18 protein-coding genes are annotated in these 20,374 nt (G+C 71.7%); 9 read left to right on the forward strand and 9 right to left on the reverse strand.

The features are described 5' to 3' along the window. Window positions 1-50: 50 nt before the first annotated feature. Complete coding sequence (locus OG587_RS42270) at window positions 51-671, reverse strand: mycothiol-dependent nitroreductase Rv2466c family protein (protein WP_329084472.1); 621 nt, start codon at window positions 669-671, stop codon at window positions 51-53. A 221-nt stretch (window positions 672-892) separates the two neighbouring features. Between OG587_RS42270 and pepN the strand changes: the two genes are divergently transcribed. Both pepN and OG587_RS42280 read left to right on the forward strand, forming a co-directional pair. Beyond that, window positions 893-3,460, forward strand: a complete 2,568-nt coding sequence (gene pepN, locus OG587_RS42275) for an aminopeptidase N (RefSeq protein WP_329084473.1) — start codon at window positions 893-895, stop codon at window positions 3,458-3,460. 283 nt (window positions 3,461-3,743) lie between these two features. Next, window positions 3,744-4,706 carry a hypothetical protein gene (locus tag OG587_RS42280; protein WP_329084474.1) on the forward strand — a complete coding sequence of 321 codons (963 nt, stop codon included), beginning with the start codon at window positions 3,744-3,746 and terminating at the stop codon, window positions 4,704-4,706. Window positions 4,707-4,728: 22 nt separating this feature from the next. On the opposite strand, the gene OG587_RS42285 is transcribed toward OG587_RS42280, so the two are convergent. The 4 genes from OG587_RS42285 to OG587_RS42300 all read right to left on the reverse strand — a co-directional run bounded on the left by OG587_RS42285 (window position 4,729) and on the right by OG587_RS42300 (window position 7,556). After that, window positions 4,729-5,304 (reverse strand): hypothetical protein, encoded by a 576-nt coding sequence (locus OG587_RS42285; RefSeq protein ID WP_329084475.1) that lies wholly within the window; start codon window positions 5,302-5,304, stop codon window positions 4,729-4,731. 69 nt (window positions 5,305-5,373) lie between these two features. Then, window positions 5,374-5,736 (reverse strand): DUF5130 family protein, encoded by a 363-nt coding sequence (locus OG587_RS42290; RefSeq protein ID WP_329084476.1) that lies wholly within the window; start codon window positions 5,734-5,736, stop codon window positions 5,374-5,376. Window positions 5,737-5,796: 60 nt separating this feature from the next. Continuing rightward, window positions 5,797-6,096, reverse strand: a complete 300-nt coding sequence (locus tag OG587_RS42295) for a hypothetical protein (RefSeq protein ID WP_329084477.1) — start codon at window positions 6,094-6,096, stop codon at window positions 5,797-5,799. A gap of 38 nt (window positions 6,097-6,134) precedes the next feature. After that, entirely contained in the window at window positions 6,135-7,556 is a 1,422-nt protein-coding gene (locus OG587_RS42300; protein ID WP_329084478.1) for an amidase, read from the reverse strand. Between the two features lie 153 nt (window positions 7,557-7,709). Between OG587_RS42300 and OG587_RS42305 the strand changes: the two genes are divergently transcribed. The 3 genes from OG587_RS42305 to OG587_RS42315 all read left to right on the forward strand — a co-directional run bounded on the left by OG587_RS42305 (window position 7,710) and on the right by OG587_RS42315 (window position 11,514). Beyond that, a complete protein-coding gene (locus OG587_RS42305; protein WP_329084479.1) occupies window positions 7,710-8,534 on the forward strand; it encodes a nuclease-related domain-containing protein in 825 nt (274 codons plus the stop codon). Between the two features lie 577 nt (window positions 8,535-9,111). Then, window positions 9,112-10,950, forward strand: a complete 1,839-nt coding sequence (ilvD, locus tag OG587_RS42310; RefSeq protein ID WP_329084480.1) for a dihydroxy-acid dehydratase — start codon at window positions 9,112-9,114, stop codon at window positions 10,948-10,950. 81 nt (window positions 10,951-11,031) lie between these two features. Then, complete coding sequence (locus OG587_RS42315) at window positions 11,032-11,514, forward strand: helix-turn-helix transcriptional regulator (protein WP_329084481.1); 483 nt, start codon at window positions 11,032-11,034, stop codon at window positions 11,512-11,514. Between the two features lie 180 nt (window positions 11,515-11,694). Here the strand turns inward: OG587_RS42315 and OG587_RS42320 are convergent, their stop codons facing one another. The 3 genes from OG587_RS42320 to OG587_RS42330 form a co-directional block, all read right to left on the reverse strand. After that, window positions 11,695-11,916, reverse strand: coding sequence for an FmdB family zinc ribbon protein (locus OG587_RS42320; protein ID WP_329084482.1), 222 nt, complete (start codon window positions 11,914-11,916; stop codon window positions 11,695-11,697). Window positions 11,917-11,948: 32 nt separating this feature from the next. Continuing rightward, a complete protein-coding gene (locus OG587_RS42325) occupies window positions 11,949-12,770 on the reverse strand; it encodes a GNAT family N-acetyltransferase (protein ID WP_329084483.1) in 822 nt (273 codons plus the stop codon). Between the two features lie 136 nt (window positions 12,771-12,906). Next, window positions 12,907-13,416: an HNH endonuclease gene (locus tag OG587_RS42330; protein WP_329084484.1), complete on the reverse strand. Its 510-nt coding sequence runs from the start codon at window positions 13,414-13,416 to the stop codon at window positions 12,907-12,909. Between the two features lie 318 nt (window positions 13,417-13,734). Between OG587_RS42330 and OG587_RS42335 the strand changes: the two genes are divergently transcribed. After that, a complete protein-coding gene (locus OG587_RS42335; RefSeq protein WP_329084485.1) occupies window positions 13,735-15,807 on the forward strand; it encodes a prolyl oligopeptidase family serine peptidase in 2,073 nt (690 codons plus the stop codon). 10 nt (window positions 15,808-15,817) lie between these two features. Here the strand turns inward: OG587_RS42335 and hypF are convergent, their stop codons facing one another. Next, a complete protein-coding gene (gene hypF / locus OG587_RS42340; protein WP_329084486.1) occupies window positions 15,818-18,421 on the reverse strand; it encodes a carbamoyltransferase HypF in 2,604 nt (867 codons plus the stop codon). Between the two features lie 170 nt (window positions 18,422-18,591). Between hypF and OG587_RS42345 the strand changes: the two genes are divergently transcribed. Genes OG587_RS42345 through OG587_RS42355 form a run of 3 tightly spaced genes read left to right on the forward strand, consistent with a single transcriptional unit; the run spans window position 18,592 to window position 20,328 of the window. Beyond that, a complete protein-coding gene (locus tag OG587_RS42345) occupies window positions 18,592-19,356 on the forward strand; it encodes an SIS domain-containing protein (protein ID WP_443075350.1) in 765 nt (254 codons plus the stop codon). Beyond that, window positions 19,353-19,601, forward strand: a complete 249-nt coding sequence (locus OG587_RS42350) for a HypC/HybG/HupF family hydrogenase formation chaperone (RefSeq protein WP_329084487.1) — start codon at window positions 19,353-19,355, stop codon at window positions 19,599-19,601. The genes OG587_RS42345 and OG587_RS42350 overlap by 4 nt, the downstream gene beginning before the upstream one ends. Then, entirely contained in the window at window positions 19,588-20,328 is a 741-nt protein-coding gene (locus tag OG587_RS42355) for a D-sedoheptulose-7-phosphate isomerase (protein WP_329084488.1), read from the forward strand. The genes OG587_RS42350 and OG587_RS42355 overlap by 14 nt, the downstream gene beginning before the upstream one ends. Window positions 20,329-20,374 lie beyond the last annotated feature (46 nt).

Consider the following 20,374-nt stretch of genomic DNA (forward strand, 5'->3'; position numbering starts at 1 on the left):
GGTCGCGCGCGACGGGCGGCACCGGCGGGCGGAAACCGGGGAGGAACGGATCAGTCGAAGATCGGCGGCCGGGTCCTGGAGCGCTTGAGCTCGAAGAAACCGTCGGTGCCCGCCACCAGGCGCACGCCGTCCCAGAGCCTGCCCGCCTCCTCGCCCTTGGGGGCCGGCGAGATGACCGGGCCGAAGAAGGCGACGCCCTCGACGGAGATCACGGGGGTGCCGACCTCCTGGCCCACCCGGTCGATGCCGTCGTTGTGCGAGGCGCGCAGTGCCTCGTCGAACTCCGTCGAGTCCATCGCGTCGGCGAACGCGCGGTCGAGCCCCGCGGCCTCCAGGGCCTCCTCGACGGTCTCGCGGAGCCTGTCGAGCTCCTTGGCCCTGCCCTGGTTGTGCAAACGGGTGCCAAGCTCGGTGTAGAGGCGGCCGACCGTCTCGGAGTCGTACTTCTCCTGCACGGCGGTGACCACCCGGACCGGGCCGATGGCCTTGGCGATCAGCTCACGATAGCTTTCCGGGACGTCTTTGTCCTCGTTCAGCACGTTGAGGCTCATGATGTGCCAGCGCGGCTCGATCGACCGCACCTTCTCCACCTCCAGCAACCAGCGAGAGGTCATCCACGCGAACGGGCAGAAGGGATCGAACCAGAGATCGACGGGGGTTCGCTCAGTCATCTTTTTTCCGCTTCCTGGTCGTGAGGCTGCTTCGGTAGCGACAACCCGGACGGCGGAGTTCCCTATTCCACAGGTGGATTAATACCTTGACATGCCTCTTTATTCTCGAATCTGGGTATCGGTCCGCAGGCTGAGGCGAAGCGGCGCTCCGCGGCCTTACGTGGCAGGATTCAGTCACCCCTTAGCAATGGAGCGGGGGAAGTTGTGAAGAGGGAGCGGTAGTGGCAGGCAATCTGACCCGTGACGAGGCGCGCGAGCGCGCACGGCTGCTCAGCGTGCGGTCCTATGCGGTGGAGCTCGACCTGACCGAGGGTGAGGAGCGCTTCGAGAGCGTCACCACGGTTCGCTTCACCAGCACCCGCCCGGGTGCGGGGACGTTCGTCGATCTGGCCGGCGCCAAGGTACGCAGGGCCGTCCTGAACGGCGTCGAGCTGGACGTGAGCGGCTACGACCCGGAGACCGGGCGGCTGCCGCTGCCGGGCCTGGCCGAGACCAACGAGCTGCGCGTGGACGCCGACTGTTCCTACAGCCGCACCGGCGAGGGCCTGCACCGCTTCGTCGATCCGGTCGACAAGAGCGTCTACCTGCACAGCCAGTTCGAGACGGCCGACGCGCACCGGATGTACGCGTGCTTCGACCAGCCCGACCTCAAGGCCACCTTCGAGCTGACCGTGCTCGCGCCGTCCCACTGGGAGGTCATCTCCAACGCGGCGCCCGACACGGCCGAGGAGCTGCCGGAGCACCGCGGCAGGCACGGCGCGCTCCAGGCGTCCAGGCGCTGGCACTTCCCGCCCTCCCCGGTGATGTCGACCTACATCACCGCGCTGTGCGCCGGGCCGTACCACAAGGTGACCTCCGAGCACGACGGCATCCCGCTGGGCCTGTACTGCCGGGCCTCGCTCGCCGAGCACCTCGACCCGGACAACCTCTTCGAGGTGACCAGGCAGGGCTTCGACTTCTTCCACAGGGTCTTCGGCGTCCGCTACCCGTTCGGGAAGTACGACCAGCTCTTCGTCCCCGAGTTCAACGCCGGGGCGATGGAGAACGCGGGCTGCGTGACCTTCCTGGAGGACTACGTCTTCCGCTCGCGCGTCACGGACGCGGTGATCGAGCGCCGCGCCGAGACGATCCTGCACGAGATGGCGCACATGTGGTTCGGTGACCTGGTCACCATGCGCTGGTGGGACGACCTGTGGCTGAACGAGTCGTTCGCCACCTACGCCTCGGTGCTCTGCCAGGCCGAGGCCACCCGCTGGGGCCAGGGCGCCTGGACGACCTTCGCCAACGTCGAGAAGGCCTGGGCCTACCGCCAAGACCAGCTGCCCTCGACCCACCCGATCGCCGCCGACATCGTCGACATGCACGCGGTCGAGGTCAACTTCGACGGGATCACGTACGCCAAGGGCGCCTCGGTCCTCAAGCAGCTCGTCGCCTACGTGGGGCTGGACAACTTCCTGGCCGGGGTCCGCGCCTACTTCAACGAGCACGCCTGGGGCAACACCACGCTCGCGGACCTGCTCGGCGCACTGGAGCGCACCTCGGGGCGCGACCTGTCCTCCTGGTCGAAGGAGTGGCTGGAGACCTCCTGGGTCAACACGCTGCGCCCGTCGTTCACCGTCGACCCCGAGGGCCGTTTCCTGGAGTTCGACGTGCTCCAGGAGGCCCCGGCCGACTACCCGACGCTGCGCTCGCACCGCGTCGCCATCGGCCTGTACTCCGTACGGGACGGCGAGCTGGTCCGCGTCAAGCGGGTCGAGCTGGACGTCGTCGGCGCGCGCACGGCCGTGGCCGAGCTGGTCGGCGAGGTCCAGCCGGACCTGGTCCTGATCAACGACGACGACCTGACGTACGCCAAGGTCAGGCTCGACGAGCGGTCGCTGCGGACCGTGACGGAGGGCGGCATCGGCAGGTTCACCGAGTCCCTGCCCCGCGCGCTGTGCTGGTCGGCCGCCTGGGACATGACCCGCGACGCCGAGATGTCCACCCGCGACTACCTCACCCTGGTCATCTCCAACATCGAGTCGGTCACGGACATCACGGTCGCCCAGACCGTGCTCCGCCAGGCCCGCCTGGCCGTCCAGCAGTACGCCGACCCCGCCTGGCGCCCCGAGGGCCTGTCCCGGCTGGCCTCCGCGCTGCGCGGCCTGGTCACCGCGGCCGAGCCCGGCTCCGACCACCAGCTCGCCTACCTGAACGCGCTGGCGGCCGTGGCCACCTCCACCGAGGACCTGGCGTTCCTGAAGGGGCTGCTGGACGGCGAGACGGTGCTCGACGGCCTCACCGTCGACACCGACCTGCGCTGGACGCTGACCGGCGCCCTGGTCTCCGGCGGCCTGCTCGGCGAGGAGGACATCGCCCATGAGCTGCTGCGCGACGCCACCGCGACGGGCGAGCGCTCCGCCGCGCTCTGCCGCGCCGGGATCCCGACGGCCCAGGGCAAGGCGAACGCCTGGGCCGCGATCGTCGAGGGCAAGCTGAGCGGCGCGCTGCTCCGCTCGACGCTCGTCGGTTTCATGGACCCGCGCCACCCGGACCTGCTGGAGCCGTACGGGGAGAAGTACTTCGAGGAGATCGGCAGGATCTGGAAGTCCTGGACCTCCGACAGCGCCCAGAACTTCGCGAACGGCTGCTACCCGGCGCTGAACATCTCCCCCGAGACGGTCGCCAGGACCCAGGACCTCATCTCGTCCACCCAGCCGCCGCAGGCCCTCAAGCGCCTGCTGCTCGAGGGCGCCGACGGCATCGGCCGCGCCCTGCGCGCCCAGGCCAAGGACGCCTCGGCGGCCTGACCCCGCCGCGAAACCGGGCCGGCTCGCGGGGATGGGCCGGTCTCGGAGCGGATCCCGGGGTCAGGGCGACCGCCCGGACCCCGGGCGACCGGGAGACCCGCCACGCGGACGCCCCTCGCCGTCACGGCGAGGGGCGCGTCGCCCGGAACCTCCCCGGGGCGAAGCCTTGGGTGATTTCCGGCAAACACTGGTAGAAATAGTCGTCAAGCGCGGGAACCGTCCCGCGTCTCGCCGTGTGTGGACACCGGTCCTGCCGCTTGTGGGTCATGAGAGGGTAAATCACGTGGAATCAGCGCGTGACCTGCTCGTCTCCCTGGCCCGGAGATACGCCTTCGGCGATGTCGGAGCCCTCGCCTCGGGCGTCGTGGAGGACGCGGCCAACATCGAGGCGGCGTGCGAGTTCGGCCAGCGGCTGCTCTCGCTCGACGCGGAGGACTTCGCCGCCGAGGCGCGGGCCGTGCCGAGCGACCTGCGGCGGCGGGCGCGGGCCTGCACGATGCCGCAGACGCCCCGCGAGCAGCCGCGCGGCGCGCTGGAGTCGCTGCGGCCCGCGTACGGGCTGCTGCTGGAGGTCATCGCGGTCAGGTGGCACCGCCGCGAGCTGAGCCCCATGGTCGCCGCCGTCCACATCGCCAGCGAGTACCTCCCGCTGCTCGCCTTCGAACCGGTGCTCGGCAGCGCCGGAGACCCGGTTCGCTGGCCCGAGGGGCTCACCGCTCCGGGCAGCAGGTTCGGGGTGATCGGCGACCGCGACTGCGACCACACGAGGGCCGAGCAGTCGGCCGTCAACCGGACCCTGCGCGTGGCCGGGGAGCCGGCCGAGGGGTGGCGCGCCTACTTCGACCGCCAGCACAGCCAGGTGGCCGGGGCGCTGGCCACCTGCGTGGCCGACTGCCGCAACCCCTGCACCGCGATGGACTGGGTGGAGCCGGACCGCCGCGACGACCTCGCGCTGCGTTCCCGGGTGGCCCTGGCCTTCGCGGAGACCCCGCTGGTGCGGTTGCGCCACGCGGCCCCGGTGGGCCACGGGTTCGGCGTGCCCTCCCCCGAGGAGGTCACCGAGGCCTGGGAGCGCAGCCGGCCCGTCCTGGCCAAGAACGGCGTGGGCGGCGAGGCCTCCGACGACGACGGCTTCCCGCTGCCGGGGTTGCCGGCCCTGTTCTCCGCCGTCGCGGGCGCCCCGGTGAAGCCCTCGACGCTGCTGGCGGACATCAGCACGTACCTGGTGAGGCTTCTCCAGCCCTGACCGGGCGGGCCCGGAGGCTCGCTCAGAGCCGGCCGTCGACGAACACCGACAGCGCGCAGCAGGTGATGGAGACCGTCATGAGCAGGACGCCCCGGCGGATGAAGCGCTGCTTGGCGTCCCCGAAGGCGTTGAGCCTCCTGATCTCCAGGACGAGCAGGTCGACCCCCGCGCCCGGTTCCGCCCTGTACCCCAGCCGGGGGTCCGGTCCCGGCGACGGGTCGCCGGCGAACCCGCCGGGGTAGAAGCGGCGCCGCTCCAGGGCCCTGCCCGCGAGCCCGGCGGTACGGCGCCAGAGGGCTCCGGCGAGCACGAGGATCCCCATCAGCCAGAAGAACATGCTCGTCCACCAGAGCCACTCGACCTTGCTGGACAGCTCGCCGGGCCTCCAGTGGCCGTTCAGCAGCCCGACGACGACGGCAGCGGCGGCGGCCCCCGTCGTGAACAGCAGGATGGCCGCCGTCTCGTTCTCCCTGCGGACCTTCCCTCGGGCGTCCGCGAGCGTCGCCTGGACGTAGTCGAGGATCCTGCCGGGCTCCCGTTCCGCCGTGGACCTCCTGCGAGAGCGACCCCGTAGCGCGTCCCACATGATCCTCAGCACGAGCCGATTATCCGGGAAAACCATTCTCGTTCCGCCCGGACGGGCCGCCCTCGGGACCGGCCCGCGTGATCACCTGCGCCGCGACGCCTGGTCCGCGAGCAGCAGGACCCCGGTGACCAGCCCGCCCACCAGGTCGCCCAGGCCGAACACCGCGGCCATCGACGTCGCGGCCACGCGGCACTCGGCGTCGGGCAGCCACTCCCCGGCCAGGGAGCCCGTGACGATCTCCAGGGCCCTGCCCCGCTGGTCCACGAAGACGAGCACGGCCCTGTCGGCGTCGGCTCCCAGCGCGGCGTGCAGCCGCTCGGAGAAGTGACGGCGCGGCCCGATCGCCGGACCGAGGTAGGCGGCGAAGCGCAGCCCGGTACGCCGTTCCGCGGCGCGCAGGGCCTCGCGGACATCGTCCCCCTGTGTCGAGGTCAGGGTGAGCATCTCCGTCACCTCGCCTTCACCGATTCAGCGATGGTCCGGCGACTCACCGGCCGGCCGGGTTCACCAGGCCGCCGACGCCCCGCCGGTGTGCCGTCCGGGCTCGGAGGTCTCCGCGAGCGAGACCCAGTCGATCTCCGGCGCCGGGGGCCGGGCCGGGCGCCGCTCGGTGAGCACCAGGACCGAGTCGGTGATCCCCCGCTCGCTGCCGAACGGGCCGCCCAGCCAGACCGCGCCCGCCGAGGTGCTCCTCGCGGCCTTGTCGCGCATCCTGCCGGGCATCGTCACGAGCAGGGTGATGAGCGCGAACAGGCCGCCGGAGACTCCGACGAGAAAGCCGAAGACCTCGATCGCACTGTCCACACCTCAAAAGTAACCCGGCGCCGACCACCCGTCGAGGGCTACCAGGTGGCGGGCCTGCGCTCTCCCCAGAAACCCCCTCTGGCGGCCTCGATCTGCGACGACACGGAGATCAGGGTGCCCTCGTCGCCGAACCTGCCGGCCAGCATCACGCCGATCGGGAGACCCTCGGCGCTCCAGTACAGCGGGAGGTTCACCGCGGGCTGGCCGCTGACGTTGTAGACGGCGGGGAAGGCGGCGAACCGCTTCATCCGCTCGAGGGTCTCCTCGGGGTCGTCGACGTCCTCGAACCAGCCCACGGGCCGGGGCGGCTGCGTCACGGTCGGGGTGAGCACCGCGTCGTACGGGTCGGTCGCCCGCAGGCCCATCCGGGTGGCGAGCTGCAGCCCCGACTGGGCCTGCAGGAAGTCGGGGGCGGGCGTGGCGAAGCCGCGCTCGCGCAGCCAGGCGGTCAGCGGCCTGAGCCTGTCCTGCCTGGTCAGGTCGACCGGGTGCATGCAGGAGAACGAGTACCAGAGCGTCACGAACCGCGGCACCAGCTCGGGCCCGAACGGCGGGTCGATGTCGACCACCTCGTGCCCGAGCGCCGCCAGCTCCGCCGAGGCGTGCTCGTAGGCGGCGAGCACCTCGGGCTCCACCACCGCGCCGGGGACCAGCGGCTCGGCGTAGCGGGCGATCCGCAGGCGCCCGGGGTCGCGGCCCGCGTACGCGCCGAAGGAGCCGAGCTCGGGTGGCGGCGCGTGGTAGAGGTCACCGGGGTTGTGGTGGGCCATCACGTCGAGCAGCGCGGCGGCGTCGGCGACGGTCCTGGTGATCGGGCCGTTGGTCGACAGGCCCGCCAGGTCGGGGATGATCGGCGCGAAGCTGATCCTGCCCCGGGAGGGCTTGAGGCCGAACAGCCCGCAGACCGAGGCGGGGATGCGGATCGACCCGGCGCCGTCGCTGCCCTGCGCGGCGGGGGCCAGGCCCGCGGCGACCGCGGCCGCCGCGCCGCCGCTGGACCCTCCCGCCGACCGGGAGAGGTCCCACGGGGTACGGCTGGGCGGGGAGACGGAGGTCTCGGTGTAGCACGGCAGCCCGAACTCGGGGGTCGCGGTCTTGCCGATCATGATCGTCCCGGCCTCTCTGAGCCGCTCGACCACGCTGTCGTCCACCGGCGCGACGAAGTCCTCGTACGTGGCCGAGCCGAAGCGGATCGGCACGTCCTTGACGAGGTTGAGGTCCTTGATCGGGATCGGCACCCCGGCCAGGGGTGAGGGGTCCTCCCCCGCGAGCACCCGGGCCTCGACCTTGTGGGCCTGCTCCAGGGCGAGTTCGGGGGTCACCGTCACGTAGGCGCCGACCCGGGGGTCCAGGCGGACGATCCGATCGAGGTAGTGCTCGGTGATCTCGACGGGTGAGATCTCCCTGCGCCGCACAGCTGCCGCCTGCTCCAGGGCGTTAAGATCGTGAATGTGGGTCACGCCCCGCACAGTAGGCGCAGAACACGCGGTTATCCAGAGCGAAAAGCCCTAAGGTACCCGGTTCATAGCAGTGCCAAGCGGGTGACGGCGGTCACAAAAGTATGAGATACGCAATACTAGGCACCCCCGAGGACGTCAGCTACCGTGAGTTACGTGGATTCCGGTCAGGTACCAGAAGACGGTAACACTACGTCACCGATTTGGGTCAGTGACCGACAGGCCGAGGACCGGCCGACGTCTCGACCCGCCGCGCCAGCGTCTACGTACGCACCTGTCGAGCGCGCCTCGCTGCGCGGTCTGCTCGACCACCCGAAGTACCGCCACCTGCGCCGGCGCGTCATCATCGCGGTCGGTGTCGGCGTGCTCGCGGGCATCCTGCTGGCCAGCTTGCCGCTGGGCCTCACCGCCGCCGTGGTGGCCGCGATCGTCGACACGGTGCTTCGCGCCCGTTCCAACTCCTCGGTGCCCGCCTGGCGGCGCGCCTCGGTCGCGGAGCGGCGCACGGAGATGCAGCTGAAACGGCTGGAGCGCGGGGGTTACCGCACCCTGCACGCCCGCGCGATTCCCGGCAGCGAGGCCCAGATCGACCATCTGGTCGTGGGCCCCACCGGCGTCTACGCGGTCGACTCCGAGAAGTGGGACAAGCGCCTGCCGGTCCGCGTCCAGTCGCACCGCAAGCTCTTCCACGGCCCGTTCAACCAGAAGCCCCGCCTCGACGAGGCCCGCTGGGAGGCCTCCCAGGCCGGAGAGCTGATCGGCGCCGAGCTGGGCCGCGAGGTCACGATCGTGCCGTCCCTGGCGATCTACGGCCCGGCCATCCCCTGGAAGGTCCTCAACGTCCGCGAGGTCGACGTATTCGACGGCAGTCGTGTCCGTAAATGGATCACCAAGCGGGAACGCTCACTCACCGACGCCGAGATCGACAGGATCTTCGAGGCCGCCGAGCAGGTCCTGCCCGCCCGCTACCCGGAGAACTGATTCCGGACGTCCCGCGAGCCCTTTTTCGCACGACCGTGCCTCTCCCGTCGGGACCGACGGGAGTCAGCCCCGCCACGGCGCCCCGGCCCGGCGGCTCCCGTCTCCCCTTCCCGCGCGTGCGCCGACTGCTCGTCCCCGTGGGTGCCGGTCGCGGGCGGCGCGGCGGGTGACCGAGAAGTCTCCCCGGGTGCCGCTCGCCCCGGGTTCGCCGGGCGCGGAGACCTTCGGTAGTGTCGGAGGACACCCTGGGCCCGTATCGGGCCCACCGGCCGCCGCCCCGGTGCCCACCCCGTGCCCCGTCGGCGTCCCGGAACCGTCCCGGTGACCGGTGCGGCGCCTCGCCGCCCCCCGCCTTGTCACCCCTCGTCCGGTACGTTGATCATGCTCGGGCGGTGTTCACGGAACATGTGGTCACGAGCCGGGCCTCGTCACCGCCGCGGCGCCTCGATCATGCTCGGGCGGTGTTCACGGAACATGTGGTCACCGGCCGGATGTCTCGCGGCATGGACAGGCGTCTCACGCACCGGGCGGTAGCCGTACCATTTGTAGACACGGTTTCGATGATGGGAGAAGCCTCATGCCCGCCCTCAGGTCTCGTACGGTCACTCACGGCAGGAACATGGCCGGGGCCCGGGCCCTCCTCCGGGCGACGGGCGTAGCCGGCGAGGACTTCGGGAAACCGATCATCGCCGTGGCCAACAGCTTCACCCAGTTCGTCCCCGGGCACGTCCACCTCCGCGAGGTCGGCGACGTCGTCGCCGGGGCGATCCGCGAGGCGGGCGCGATCCCGCGCGAGTTCAACACGATCGCGGTCGACGACGGCATCGCGATGGGTCACGGCGGCATGCTCTACTCGCTGCCCAGCCGGGAGCTGATCGCGGACGCGGTCGAGTACATGGTCAACGCGCACTGCGCCGACGCACTGATCTGCATCTCCAACTGCGACAAGATCACCCCGGGCATGCTGCTCGCCGCCTTCAGGCTCAACATCCCAACGGTCTTCGTCTCCGGCGGGCCGATGGAGGCGGGCAAGACCCCCAACGGCAAGCTCGACCTGATCGACCCGATGATCGCCGCCGCCGACGACTCCGTCTCCGACGCCGAGCTGCTGGAGATGGAGGAGAACGCCTGCCCGACCTGCGGTTCGTGCAGCGGGATGTTCACCGCCAACTCGATGAACTGCCTGGCCGAGGCCATCGGCCTCGCGCTCCCCGGCAACGGCACGATCCTCGCCACCCACAAGGCGCGCAGGAAGCTGTTCGAGGACGCCGGGCGCCAGCTGGTGGAGATCACCCGCCGCTACTACGAGCAGGACGACGAGACGGTCCTGCCGCGCGCCATCGCGACCAGGGACGCGTTCGAGAACGCCATGGCGCTGGACGTGGCGATGGGCGGCTCGACCAACACGATCCTGCACATCCTCGCCGCGGCCCGCGAGGCCCAGGTCGACTTCGGGCTGAAGGAGATCAACGAGATCTCGCTGCGGGTGCCCTGCCTGTGCAAGGTCGCCCCCGCCACGGCGAAGTACCACGTCGAGGACGTCCACCGCGCGGGCGGCATCCCGGCGATTCTGGGCGAGCTCGACCGGGCGGGCCTGCTCCACCGCGACGCGTACACCGTCAACGGCGGCACCCTGGGCGACTACCTCGACGGCTGGGACCCCCAGTCGCCGCGGGTGCTGCCCGAGGCGCTGGAGCTGTGGCACGCGGCTCCCGGCAACGTCCGCACCGTCAAGCCCTTCTCCCAGGGCGCCCGCTGGGAGGAGCTGGACCTCGACCGGTCCGAGGGCTGCGTCCGCGACTCCGAGCACGCCTACACCCGTGACGGCGGTCTGGCCGTCCTGTACGGCAACATCGCCACCGAGGGCTGCATCGTCAAGACCGCCGGGGTCGACGAGTCGATCTGGAGGTTCGAGGGCCCGGCCGTGGTCTTCGAGTCGCAGGACGACGCGGTCGAGGGCATCCTCAACAACAGGGTCAAGGCCGGCGACGTCGTGGTGATCCGCTACGAGGGGCCGAAGGGCGGGCCCGGCATGCAGGAGATGCTTTACCCCACCTCGTTCCTCAAGGGCAAGGGGCTGGGCAAGGACTGCGCGCTGGTCACCGACGGCCGCTTCTCCGGCGGCACGAGCGGGCTGTCCATCGGCCACGCCTCCCCCGAGGCGGCCGAGGGCGGCACCATCGCCCTCGTCGAGGACGGCGACCTCGTCGCGATCGACATCCCCGGCCGTTCGATCGAGCTGAAGGTCTCCGAGGATGAGCTGGCCGCCCGCCGCGAGAAGCTCCTGACCGACCTGGGCGGCTACCGGCCGCGCGACCGCCAGCGCCAGGTGAGTGCCGCGCTCCAGGCGTACGCCGCGCTCACCACCTCGGCCTCCACCGGCGCCTCGCGCGACCTGTCACAGCTGTCCCGCTGACCTGGGCTTCCTGTCGGGTACAGATGCCTTACCCGACAGGAAGTTCGAAAAAATGTCAGTGCTCGGACGTATTATCTGGGTATGACTAACGTCATGAAGCTCACCGCCCCGCTCACGGCCGCCGAGATCGCCGCACTCGCCCTGTCGATGGCGCATCTGGGGTCGGGTCCGCAGGCCAACGCCGCCCGCAGCGGCCTGCGCCACGCCTTCGAGCAGATGGAGCTCGACGACGACGTCGTCGCCACCACCCTGGCGACCCTCACCGAGCCGATGTCCGCCCCGATCGCCGACCGAGCCCGGACGATCGCCAACGCCATCACCTCAAACCTCGTCATCCGCCTCCACTACCAGGACGTCTCCGGCCGGGTCACCGTCCGCGACGTCGACCCGGTGACCTGCATGGTCCACCGCGAATACTGGTATCTCGTCGGAATGTGCCGCATGCGCGGCGCGATCCGGGCGTTCAGGTTCGACCGGATCATCGCCACCGAGCCCACCTTCGTGCCGGCCCGCCCGCATCGGGCCGAGGCGTTCCTGCCCTTCCAGGGCAAGCGCGCCGCCTAGCAGGACAGCCGGTCGGATTCGTCGGATCTGTCACCTGGCGGCGCGAGCCGATCCGGGTGGCAGGCCCGAATACGCAGGCGGGCCTGGCCATCCTGCCCACACTGGTCGGATACGCGGCCACACCGCGCTGAACGGCCGGCCACCCGCCGGCCGCGTACCCGACCTCTCAGGTCAGTACACCTAGCCGCAGCAGCCGCCTCCGCAACACCCGCCGCCACCGCCGGAGGGCTGGGGCGCGGCGGCGGAGCCGGTGGAGCCGCCGGTCACGGCGACCGTGGAGAGCAGCTTGACGGTGTCGTCGTGGCCGTCGGGGCAGAGCGCCGGATCGCCGGAGTGGGCCATCGGGCGGGAGATCTCGAAGGTGGACCCGCAGGCGCGGCAGCGGAAGTCGTATCGGGGCATGACACCAAGGTTACCCAGGTTGCCCGGATCGCTCACGCGAAGATGATGGAAGCGTAGTCGCCGACCGGCCGGTAGCCGATCGCCTGATAGATCGAGTTGGCCGCAGGGTTGGACAGATCGGTGAAGAGCAGCACCTCGGCGGCGCCCTCGGCCCTCACCTTGGCACTCACCGCGTGCGAGATCGCGGTGCCGTAGCCCTTCCCACGGGACTCCGGGGGCGTGTAGACCGGGCCGACCCGGGACATCCCGCCGAGGGATGCGGAGGCCCCGGCGAACGCGACGGGCCGCCCGCCCGCCTCCCACACGACCAGTTCCCGCCTGGCGATCCGGCTGGCCACCAGCGCGGTCAGGCCGACGTGGGCGACGCCTTCGGCCTCGGCCTGGAACTCCTCGCCCCACCGGACCAGAAGGTCGAGATCGGCGGCGACGGCGACCCGGGAGGTCCCGTCCGCGCGGGGCACCGGGGAGGCGAGCGCGTCGAGCCGGTAGAGGCGCTCGGTGCGGCGCCCGGCCTCGGGCCGCCACCAGGAGGCGGAGAACGTCTCGGCCAGCGGGAGCGGCCCGTGCACGCCGGAGATCGCCCGCTCCGTCTCGATCAGGCGGGTGGCGAGCTCCGGCACGGTGTCGGCGGGGATCACGGGGAGCAGAAGGGCGTGGGGAGGCGTCTGGACGGCCGCCGCCACGACCCGGCCGTCGCGTTCCAGCCACCCCAGCAGCGCGTCGTCGCCCCACAGGCCGTCGCGTATGGCGCGCAGGACCGTGAGCGGGACGGTGTTGCGCACCGGATCCCGCAGCAGCCACGGCTCCGCCACACCCGTGTACGCCTCGGCATCGGAGGTGAAAACCCATGTCATGAGGTGATTGTGCCGATCGTGGATCTTCTGCGCCGGCGGGCGGCGCCCGGCGCGCGGGCATGACAGGGCCGACGGGGCCGCCGCGGCCGCGTTCCGCAGGGTGGCCGCGGCGGCCCCGTCATCCGGACGCCGGCCCTCAGGCCGCGCTCTCCGCGAGGTAGGGCGCCCACTGGGGGTCGCCGACGATGTGCGCGCCGATCAACCGCCAGTGGACGCCGCGTGGCACCACCGGGGCGACGTTGAGCGTCCACCCCAGTTCCTCCAGCATGCGGTCGGCCTTGCGGTGGTTGCACGTCGTGCACGACGCGACGCAGTTCTCCCACGTGTGGGGGCCGCCTCGGGAACGCGGGATGACGTGGTCGATGGTCTCGGCCCGCTGGCCGCAGTAGGCGCACCGGTAGTCGTCCCGGCGCATCAGCGCGGTCCGGGTCAGCGGGATCCGCGACCGGTATGGGATCCGGACATATCTCCGAAGCCTGATCACCGAGGGGACGTCGAGCGTGCGGCTCGCCGAGCGGAACACGGCGCCCCGCCCGTCACGGTGCACGACGTCCGCCTTCTCCCTGAGCACGAGCACGACGGCCCGGTGCAGGGAGAGCGTGGTCAGGGGTTCGTAGGTGGCGTTCAAGAGCAGGACCTGGCGCATCAGCGGGCCTCTCCCGCCGCACGACGCGTCAATTGAGGGGGCACGCCACTGCGTGCCCCGGCTGGCGGCCCCTCCTGGGGCCCGGGCGCTTCCGTCACGAGGACCTCCGCCGGACGGCCCAGCGGATGCTCACCACGGCACCGTCCTTCACCAAGTTTGGCTGCTGCAACCTGGTTCTCGCCACCCATAAATGACTGGAGAGACACCTGATACGTTTTATGCCCGCATTACCAGTTCTTAACTCCTCCTGCCGCAGATCAGATACGCCCCCCGCGCAATGCCCCCGTCCCGCGGCCCCGAGGTCGTAGTGTTCGAGCCATGACGCGACAGCCATACCCTCCAGCCAGCCGTCTTGAGCTCGTCGACGAGCTCCACGGTGTGCCTGTTCCCGACCCCTATCGATGGCTTGAGGACCCGGACGATCCGGCGACGAAGGACTGGCTGGTGGGGCAGGAGAGACTGCTGGAGACCGAGCTGGACGCCCTTCCCGGCCGCGAGGGCTTCAAGGCCCGGATCGCGGAGTTGCTCGGATCGGGGTCGATCGGCGCGCCGACGTGGCGCGGGGAGCGGCGGTTCTTCATGCGGCGCACCCCCGGGCAGGAGCACGCCGTCCTTTACACCGTGGACCCCGGCGGCGCCGAGCGGGCGCTGCTCGACCCGATGGCGCTCGACCCGACCGGACTGACCACCCTCGACTCCTGGCAGCCCGACAAGGAGGGCCGCCTGCTCGCCTACCAGGTCTCGGTGGGCGGTGACGAGGAGTCGAGCCTCTACCTGATGGACGTCGCGTACGGCGACCGGATCGAGGGGCCGATCGACCGCTGCCGCTACTCCCCCGTGGCGTGGCTGCCGGGCGGCGAGGCCTTCTACTACGTGCGCAGGCTGCCCGCTACCGAGGTGCCCGAGGGCGAGGAGCAGTTCCACCGCCGGGTCTACCTGCACAGGGTCGGCACCTCCACCGCGGAGGACGTCCTGATCTTCGGTGAGGGCCTGGAGAAGACCAACTACTACGGCGTGGCGGTCTCCCTCGACGGCCGCTGGCTGCAGATCTCCGCCTCCAGGGGTACGGCCCCGCGCAACGACCTGTGGGTGGCCGACCTCCAGGCGTCCTCGCCCTCCTCGCCCGACCTGGTCGTCGTCCAGGAGGGCGTCGACGCCCAGAGCGCCCTGCACTTCGGCCGCGACGGCCGCCTGTACGTCTTCACCGACCGGGAGGCCCCGCGCGCCCGCGTCTGCGTGACCGACCCGTCCGACCCGTGGTTCGAGAAGTGGCGCGACCTGATCCCGCAGGACCCCGAGGCCGTGCTGACCGACTTCGCGATCCTCGACGATCTCGACCGGCCGGTCATGCTCGTCGCCTGGACCCGTCACGCGATCAGCGAGATCTCGGTCCACGACCTGGTCACCGGCGAGCGTGTCGGCGAGGTGCCGACCCCGGGGCTGGGCACCATCGGCGGCATCAGCGAGCGCCCCGAGGGCGGCCACGAGGCCTGGTTCGGCTACACCGACAACACCATGCCGCCGAGCATCCAGCGCTACGACGCCCGCACCGGCGAGACCACGCTCTGGGCGGCCTCCCCCGGCGCCGTCGAGGTGCCCGCCGTCAACACCGAGCAGGTGACCTACCGCTCGGCCGACGGCAGCGAGGTCCACATGCTGGTGATCTCCCCTCCCGGCGTCGAGGGCCCGCGCCCCACCGTCCTGTACGGCTACGGCGGCTTCGGCATCTCGATGACCCCCGGCTACTCGGCGTCCATCCTGAGCTGGGTCGAGGCGGGCGGCACGTACGCCATCGCCCAGCTGCGCGGCGGCGGTGAGCAGGGCGAGGAGTGGCACAGGGCCGGGATGCTCTCCCACAAGCAGAACGTGTTCGACGACCTGCACGCGGCCGCCGAGCACCTGATCGCCACCGGTGTGACCACGTCCTCACAGTTGGCCATCTCCGGCGGTTCCAACGGCGGCCTGCTGGTCGGCGCGGGCCTGACCCAGCGCCCCGAGCTGTACGCCGCGGTGGTCTGCTCGGCCCCGCTGCTCGACATGATCCGCTACGAGTTGTTCGGCCTGGGCGCGACGTGGAACGTCGAGTACGGCTCCGCCGAGAAGCCCGACGAGTTCGCCTGGCTGCACTCCTACTCCCCGTACCACCGCGTGCGGGAGGGGGTGTCCTACCCGGCGACGCTGTTCACCGTCTTCCAGTCCGACACCCGGGTCCACCCGCTGCACGCATGGAAGATGTGCGCCGCCCTGCAGCACGCCCAGGCCTCGGAGCGGCCGATCCTGCTCCGCAACGAGGCGGAGGCCGGTCACGGGGCCCGCGCGGTGAGCAAGACCGTCGAGCTCGCCGCCGACCAGCTCACCTTCCTCGCCTACCACACCGGGCTGACCTCCTGAGGGTGCACGCTTAGGAGCCTTCGGTCGAAAGGGGCGCATCCGGGAGTCCGGGTGCGCCCTTGAGGGGTTCCGGCGCGGCGGCGTGCCGGTCCAGGGTCGCTCCAGGGCCGGTCAGGGGAAGGCCGAGGGTGTCGCGGGCCGCGGCCACGGCGGCCTGGCCGAAGCTGATGCCGCCGTCGTTCGGGGGGACGGCGCGGTGGGTCAGGACCCGCAGGCCGCGGAGCCGGAGGGCGATGGTGAGGCCGTCCAGCAGCAGCCGGTTCTGGAAGACCCCGCCTGACAGGGCGACCGTGCCGAGGCCGGTGTCCTCGCGCAGCCGCGCGCACACCCGGGCGGTGGCGACGGCGAGCCCGTTGTGGAAGCGGGCCGAGACGAGCGCCGGAACCGCCCCGGCGCGCGTGTCCTCGACGACCGCGCGGACCAGGTCCGCGGCCCGGATCGTCACGAGCGGCCCCTCCTCGACGATCCGGGCCTGGTAGGCGCCCTGCTCCGCCGGGTCGGCGCACTGCTCCAGGGCGATCGCGGCCTGCCCCTCGTATCCGGCGGTGTCGCGGAGCCCGAGAATCGCCGCCACCGCGTCGAACAGGCGTCCGACGCTGGAGGTGAGGGGGGAGTTCGTCCCGGCCCTGGCCACCGCGACCACCTCGTCCCAGCGGGGACCGTGGCGGACTCTGACCGGCAGATTCTCGGGGAGCGTGTCACCGTACGCCGCGTGCAGGTGCGCGGCCGCCATCCGCCAGGGCTGCCTGATCGCCGCGGTGCCACCGGGCATCGGCACCGGCGCCAGGCGCCCGGCACGGGTGAAGCCCACCAGGTCGGCCACCAGGAACTCGCCGCCCCAGATGGTGCCGTCGGTGCCGTAGCCGAGGCCGTCGAAGGCCACCCCGATGACAGGGCCGCTCTCCCGGTTGTCGGCCAGGCAGGAGGCGATGTGCGCGTGGTGGTGCTGGACCCCGGTCAGGTCCACCGATCCCGGCGCCTCCAGGCCTAGGGCGTACTTGGTGGACAGGTATTCGGGGTGGAGGTCGTGGGCGACGAGCCCCGGGGTGATGCCGAGCAGGCGCCGGAGATGCTCGATCCCCTCGGTGAAGGAGCGCAGCGTCTCGTAGTTCTCCAGGTCGCCGATGTGGGGGGAGACGAAGGCGTGCCCCTGCCTCGCGAGGCAGAACGTGCTCTTCAGCTCGGCGCCGCAGGCGAGCACGGCCCGCCTGGCGGGCGGTGAGAGCCGCAGGGGCTCCGGGGCGTACCCGCGTGATCTGCGCAGCGGCAACGCCCTCCCTCGTGCGGCGAGAAGCACGGAGTCGTCGGCGCGGACGTGGATCGGCCGGTCGTGGGTGAGGAAGGCGTCCGCGACCCCGGCGAGCCGGGCGAGCGCGTCGCCGTCGCGGTAGGCGATGGGCTCGTCGGAGAGGTTCCCGCTGGTGAGCACGTACGGGCGGGCGAGGTCGGCGGCGAGCAGGTGGTGGACCGGCGTGTACGGCAACATGAGGCCGAGTCGGCGGTCGCCCGGCGCGACGGCTCCGGCCACCTCGGCGCCGGGGCGGCGGGTCAGCAGCACGATCGGGCGCTGGGGACCGGTGAGCAGCCGCTCGGCCTCGGCGTCCAGCTCGCACAGCGCCCGCGCGGCACGCAGGTCGGGGACCATGACCGCGAACGGCCGCTCCTCGCGGCGCTTGCGGGAGCGCAGGGCGCGGGTGGCCTCCTCGTCGGTGGCGTCGACCGCCAGGTGATACCCGCCGAGCCCTTTGACGGCCAGGACGCCGCCCGCTCGCAGCACCTCCACCGCCGCCACGATCGGATCGGCGCCGCCGTCCGGACCGTCACCGGGACGGTCGGCACCCGGACCGTGGACATGCGAGCCCTCACCACGAAGACCACCGCCCGGACCGTCACCAGGGCGACCCGCACCCGGACCGCATGCGTACGAGCCATCGCCACGAAGACCGCCGCCGTCCGGACCGTCACCGGGACGACCGGCGCCCGGGTCCCGAGGATGCGAATCCTCGCCGTGAAGGCCGCCGTCCAGCAGGCGGAGGACCGGGCCGCACGCCGGGCAGCAGATCGGCTGGGCGTGGAACCTGCGGTCCAATGGGTCGAGGTACTCCCTCTCGCACTCCCCGCACATGGCGAACCCGGCCATCGTGGTGGCGGGCCGGTCGTAGGGGACGTCCCGGATGATGGTGAACCTCGGCCCGCAGTTGGTGCAGTTGACGAAGGGATGGCGGTGACGCCGGTCGGCGGGGTCGAACAGTTCGGCCAGGCAGTCATCACATGTCGCGACATCGGGTGAGACAAGGGTGACGCGGTGCTCTCCCCCTCGGCTGGCCGCGATGCGGAACCCCCGGTCCCCGCGTACCGGTATCGCGGTGGCCGTCACGCGGTGGATCGCCGCCAGTGGCGGGGCCTGGTCCCGCAGGCCCTCCCGGAAGCACGCGACGTCGCCGGGCTCCCCTTCGGCCTCGATGAACACGCCCCGGTCGTCGTTGCCCACCCACCCGGACAGCCTCAGGCGCCGGGCCAGGGAGTGGACGTGGGGGCGGAATCCCACCCCCTGCACGATCCCCTCGACCCTGATCCTGACCCGGATCCGTGCCGGCCCCCGTCTCGTGCCCATCCCGCCATCCTTCCCGCGCCCGGCGGGAATGCCTCGGGGGCCCGCATGATCTGGACGGGAAGGTTACGTCAATGATCAGAGCTTTGCCGTTGGTTGTCGAGCCGGGGGTGTCGGGCCTGAAACGGCCAATCGTAATGTGGCGCCTACCGTGAAAAATACGGAGCGTCGACATGCCAGGCACACCGAGTACGCAAACAGCGCCTCTCTCACCACCGGCCGTCATACCGGTCACGGAGGCGGCGGTCATCGCGGCCTTCGCGCGACGGGACCACGCCGGGCGTGCCCTGGCGGGTGACGTGGAACGTATCGCGGCTGCCGCTCGGGCCATGGCCGCCAGGTTTCACCTCGGCGGCAAGCTGATCGTGTTCGGCGACGCGGGCGCGGACGCCGCGCACGTCGCGGTCGAGTTCATGCACCCGGTCATCGTGGGCAAGCGGGCGCTCCCGGCGGTGGCGCTGAGCAACGACGCCACGACGGCCGGCGGGGTGAACGACGAGGACGGCGGCGGGGACGGCGGAGGTGGCGACGAGGTCTTCGCCCACCGGGTGCGCCACTGGGCGGACGCCGCCGACACGGCCCTGGGGATCTCCCGGGACGTCCGGTGCCCGAGCGTCCTGCGGGGGTTGGAGACCGCCGGGGAGCTGGGGTTGCTGACCATCGCCCTGACCGGCGCCGGGGGCCACGGGGCCGGGAGCGGTGAGGTGGTCGGCCCTCTCCCTGCCGGGCACACCACGACCGAGCACACCTTGCCCAAGCGCGCCACCGCCGGGCACACCTTGACCGGCCGCCTTCCGGCCGATCACGTCCTGGTCGCCGCGTCCGACGACCCCGCCGTGGTCAAGGAGGTCCACGTCACGGCCTACCACCTGCTGTGGGAACTGGTCCACGTGTTCCTCGACCGGCTCGGCCCGCCCGCGTGGGGGGCGGGGCGATGAACGGGCCCGAGGACTGCACCGACGGCGTCTGCGTCACCTGCTCCGACCAGGCGCTGCCGATGAGCGTGGTCAGGCTGCTGGAAGGAGAGCTGGCGATCGTCGACGCGGGCGGGGTCCTCGAAGAGGTGAGCGTGGCACTGGTCGACCCGGCGGTGGGCGACATCGTCCTCGTGCACGCCAGGGAGGCCATCGCCGTGGTCGGGCACGGGAACCGCAGGGGGAAGGACGGCGATGAGCGCGCTTGACGAAACGCCCGCGGAGGGCATACGCGGCCTGTACCCCTTCCTGTACGACCGCACCGAGCACGACGAGCACACCGGCCGGGACCGGCCCGGCTTCGGAACAGCGGAGCTGGAGGCGGAGGCCGTGCGGTCGTCCGTGGAGAAGACCGACGAGATCGTACGGCTGCGCGGGCGGATGGGTGAGGAGTCGGCGGCGGAGCTGGCGGCGTGCGCCGAGGAGATGGCCGCGCGGTTCGTCGCGGGCGGGCGGCTGTTCAGCTTCGGCAACGGCGGGAGCAGCACCGACGCCCAGGAGGTCGCCACCGCCTTCCTGCACCCCTGCCGCGGCCCGGCCCTGCCCGCCCTCTGCCTGACCGGCGATGTCGCCGTGGTCACCGCGCTCTCCAACGACGTCGGCTTCGAGGTGGTCTTCGCCAGGCAGCTCGCGGCGCTGGGCCGTCCGGGGGACATCGCCGTCGGCCTGTCCACGAGCGGCGGGTCGGCCAACGTCGTCCGGGCGTTCGAGGAGGCGGCCCACCGGGGCATGCTCACCGTCGGGCTGGCCGGGGGCGGGGGTGGCAGGCTGGCCGAACTGTCCGAACGGGGCGTCCTGGACCACCTGTTCGTCGTCCCCTCCTCCTCGGTGCACCGGATCCAGGAGGCGCAGACCACCCTCTACCACGTGCTCAGGGAACTCACCTGGCACGCACTCGGATCGGCACCGACACCGCGGGCGCACAGCCCTGGGTGAGGAGAACCCGCCACCCGCGCACTTCCTCCCCCTTCACGTTCCACAG

Origin of the sequence: Streptosporangium sp. NBC_01469 (assembly GCF_036227305.1) — a bacterium.
Lineage (GTDB): Bacteria > Actinomycetota > Actinomycetes > Streptosporangiales > Streptosporangiaceae > Streptosporangium.

Excerpts from the sequence above, each read along its gene's own strand:
- OG587_RS42345 (WP_443075350.1), top strand. The coding sequence starts at position 18,592 with ATGCCAGGCACACCGAGTACGCAAACAGCGCCTCTCTCACCACCGGCC.
- OG587_RS42270 (WP_329084472.1), bottom strand. The coding sequence starts at position 671 with ATGACTGAGCGAACCCCCGTCGATCTCTGGTTCGATCCCTTCTGCCCG.
- OG587_RS42315 (WP_329084481.1), top strand. The coding sequence starts at position 11,032 with ATGACTAACGTCATGAAGCTCACCGCCCCGCTCACGGCCGCCGAGATC.
- OG587_RS42355 (WP_329084488.1), top strand. The coding sequence starts at position 19,588 with ATGAGCGCGCTTGACGAAACGCCCGCGGAGGGCATACGCGGCCTGTAC.
- OG587_RS42335 (WP_329084485.1), top strand. The coding sequence starts at position 13,735 with ATGACGCGACAGCCATACCCTCCAGCCAGCCGTCTTGAGCTCGTCGAC.
- OG587_RS42325 (WP_329084483.1), bottom strand. The coding sequence starts at position 12,770 with ATGACATGGGTTTTCACCTCCGATGCCGAGGCGTACACGGGTGTGGCG.
- OG587_RS42290 (WP_329084476.1), bottom strand. The coding sequence starts at position 5,736 with ATGCTCACCCTGACCTCGACACAGGGGGACGATGTCCGCGAGGCCCTG.
- OG587_RS42350 (WP_329084487.1), top strand. The coding sequence starts at position 19,353 with ATGAACGGGCCCGAGGACTGCACCGACGGCGTCTGCGTCACCTGCTCC.
- ilvD (WP_329084480.1), top strand. The coding sequence starts at position 9,112 with ATGCCCGCCCTCAGGTCTCGTACGGTCACTCACGGCAGGAACATGGCC.
- OG587_RS42320 (WP_329084482.1), bottom strand. The coding sequence starts at position 11,916 with ATGCCCCGATACGACTTCCGCTGCCGCGCCTGCGGGTCCACCTTCGAG.
- hypF (WP_329084486.1), bottom strand. The coding sequence starts at position 18,421 with ATGGGCACGAGACGGGGGCCGGCACGGATCCGGGTCAGGATCAGGGTC.
- OG587_RS42330 (WP_329084484.1), bottom strand. The coding sequence starts at position 13,416 with ATGCGCCAGGTCCTGCTCTTGAACGCCACCTACGAACCCCTGACCACG.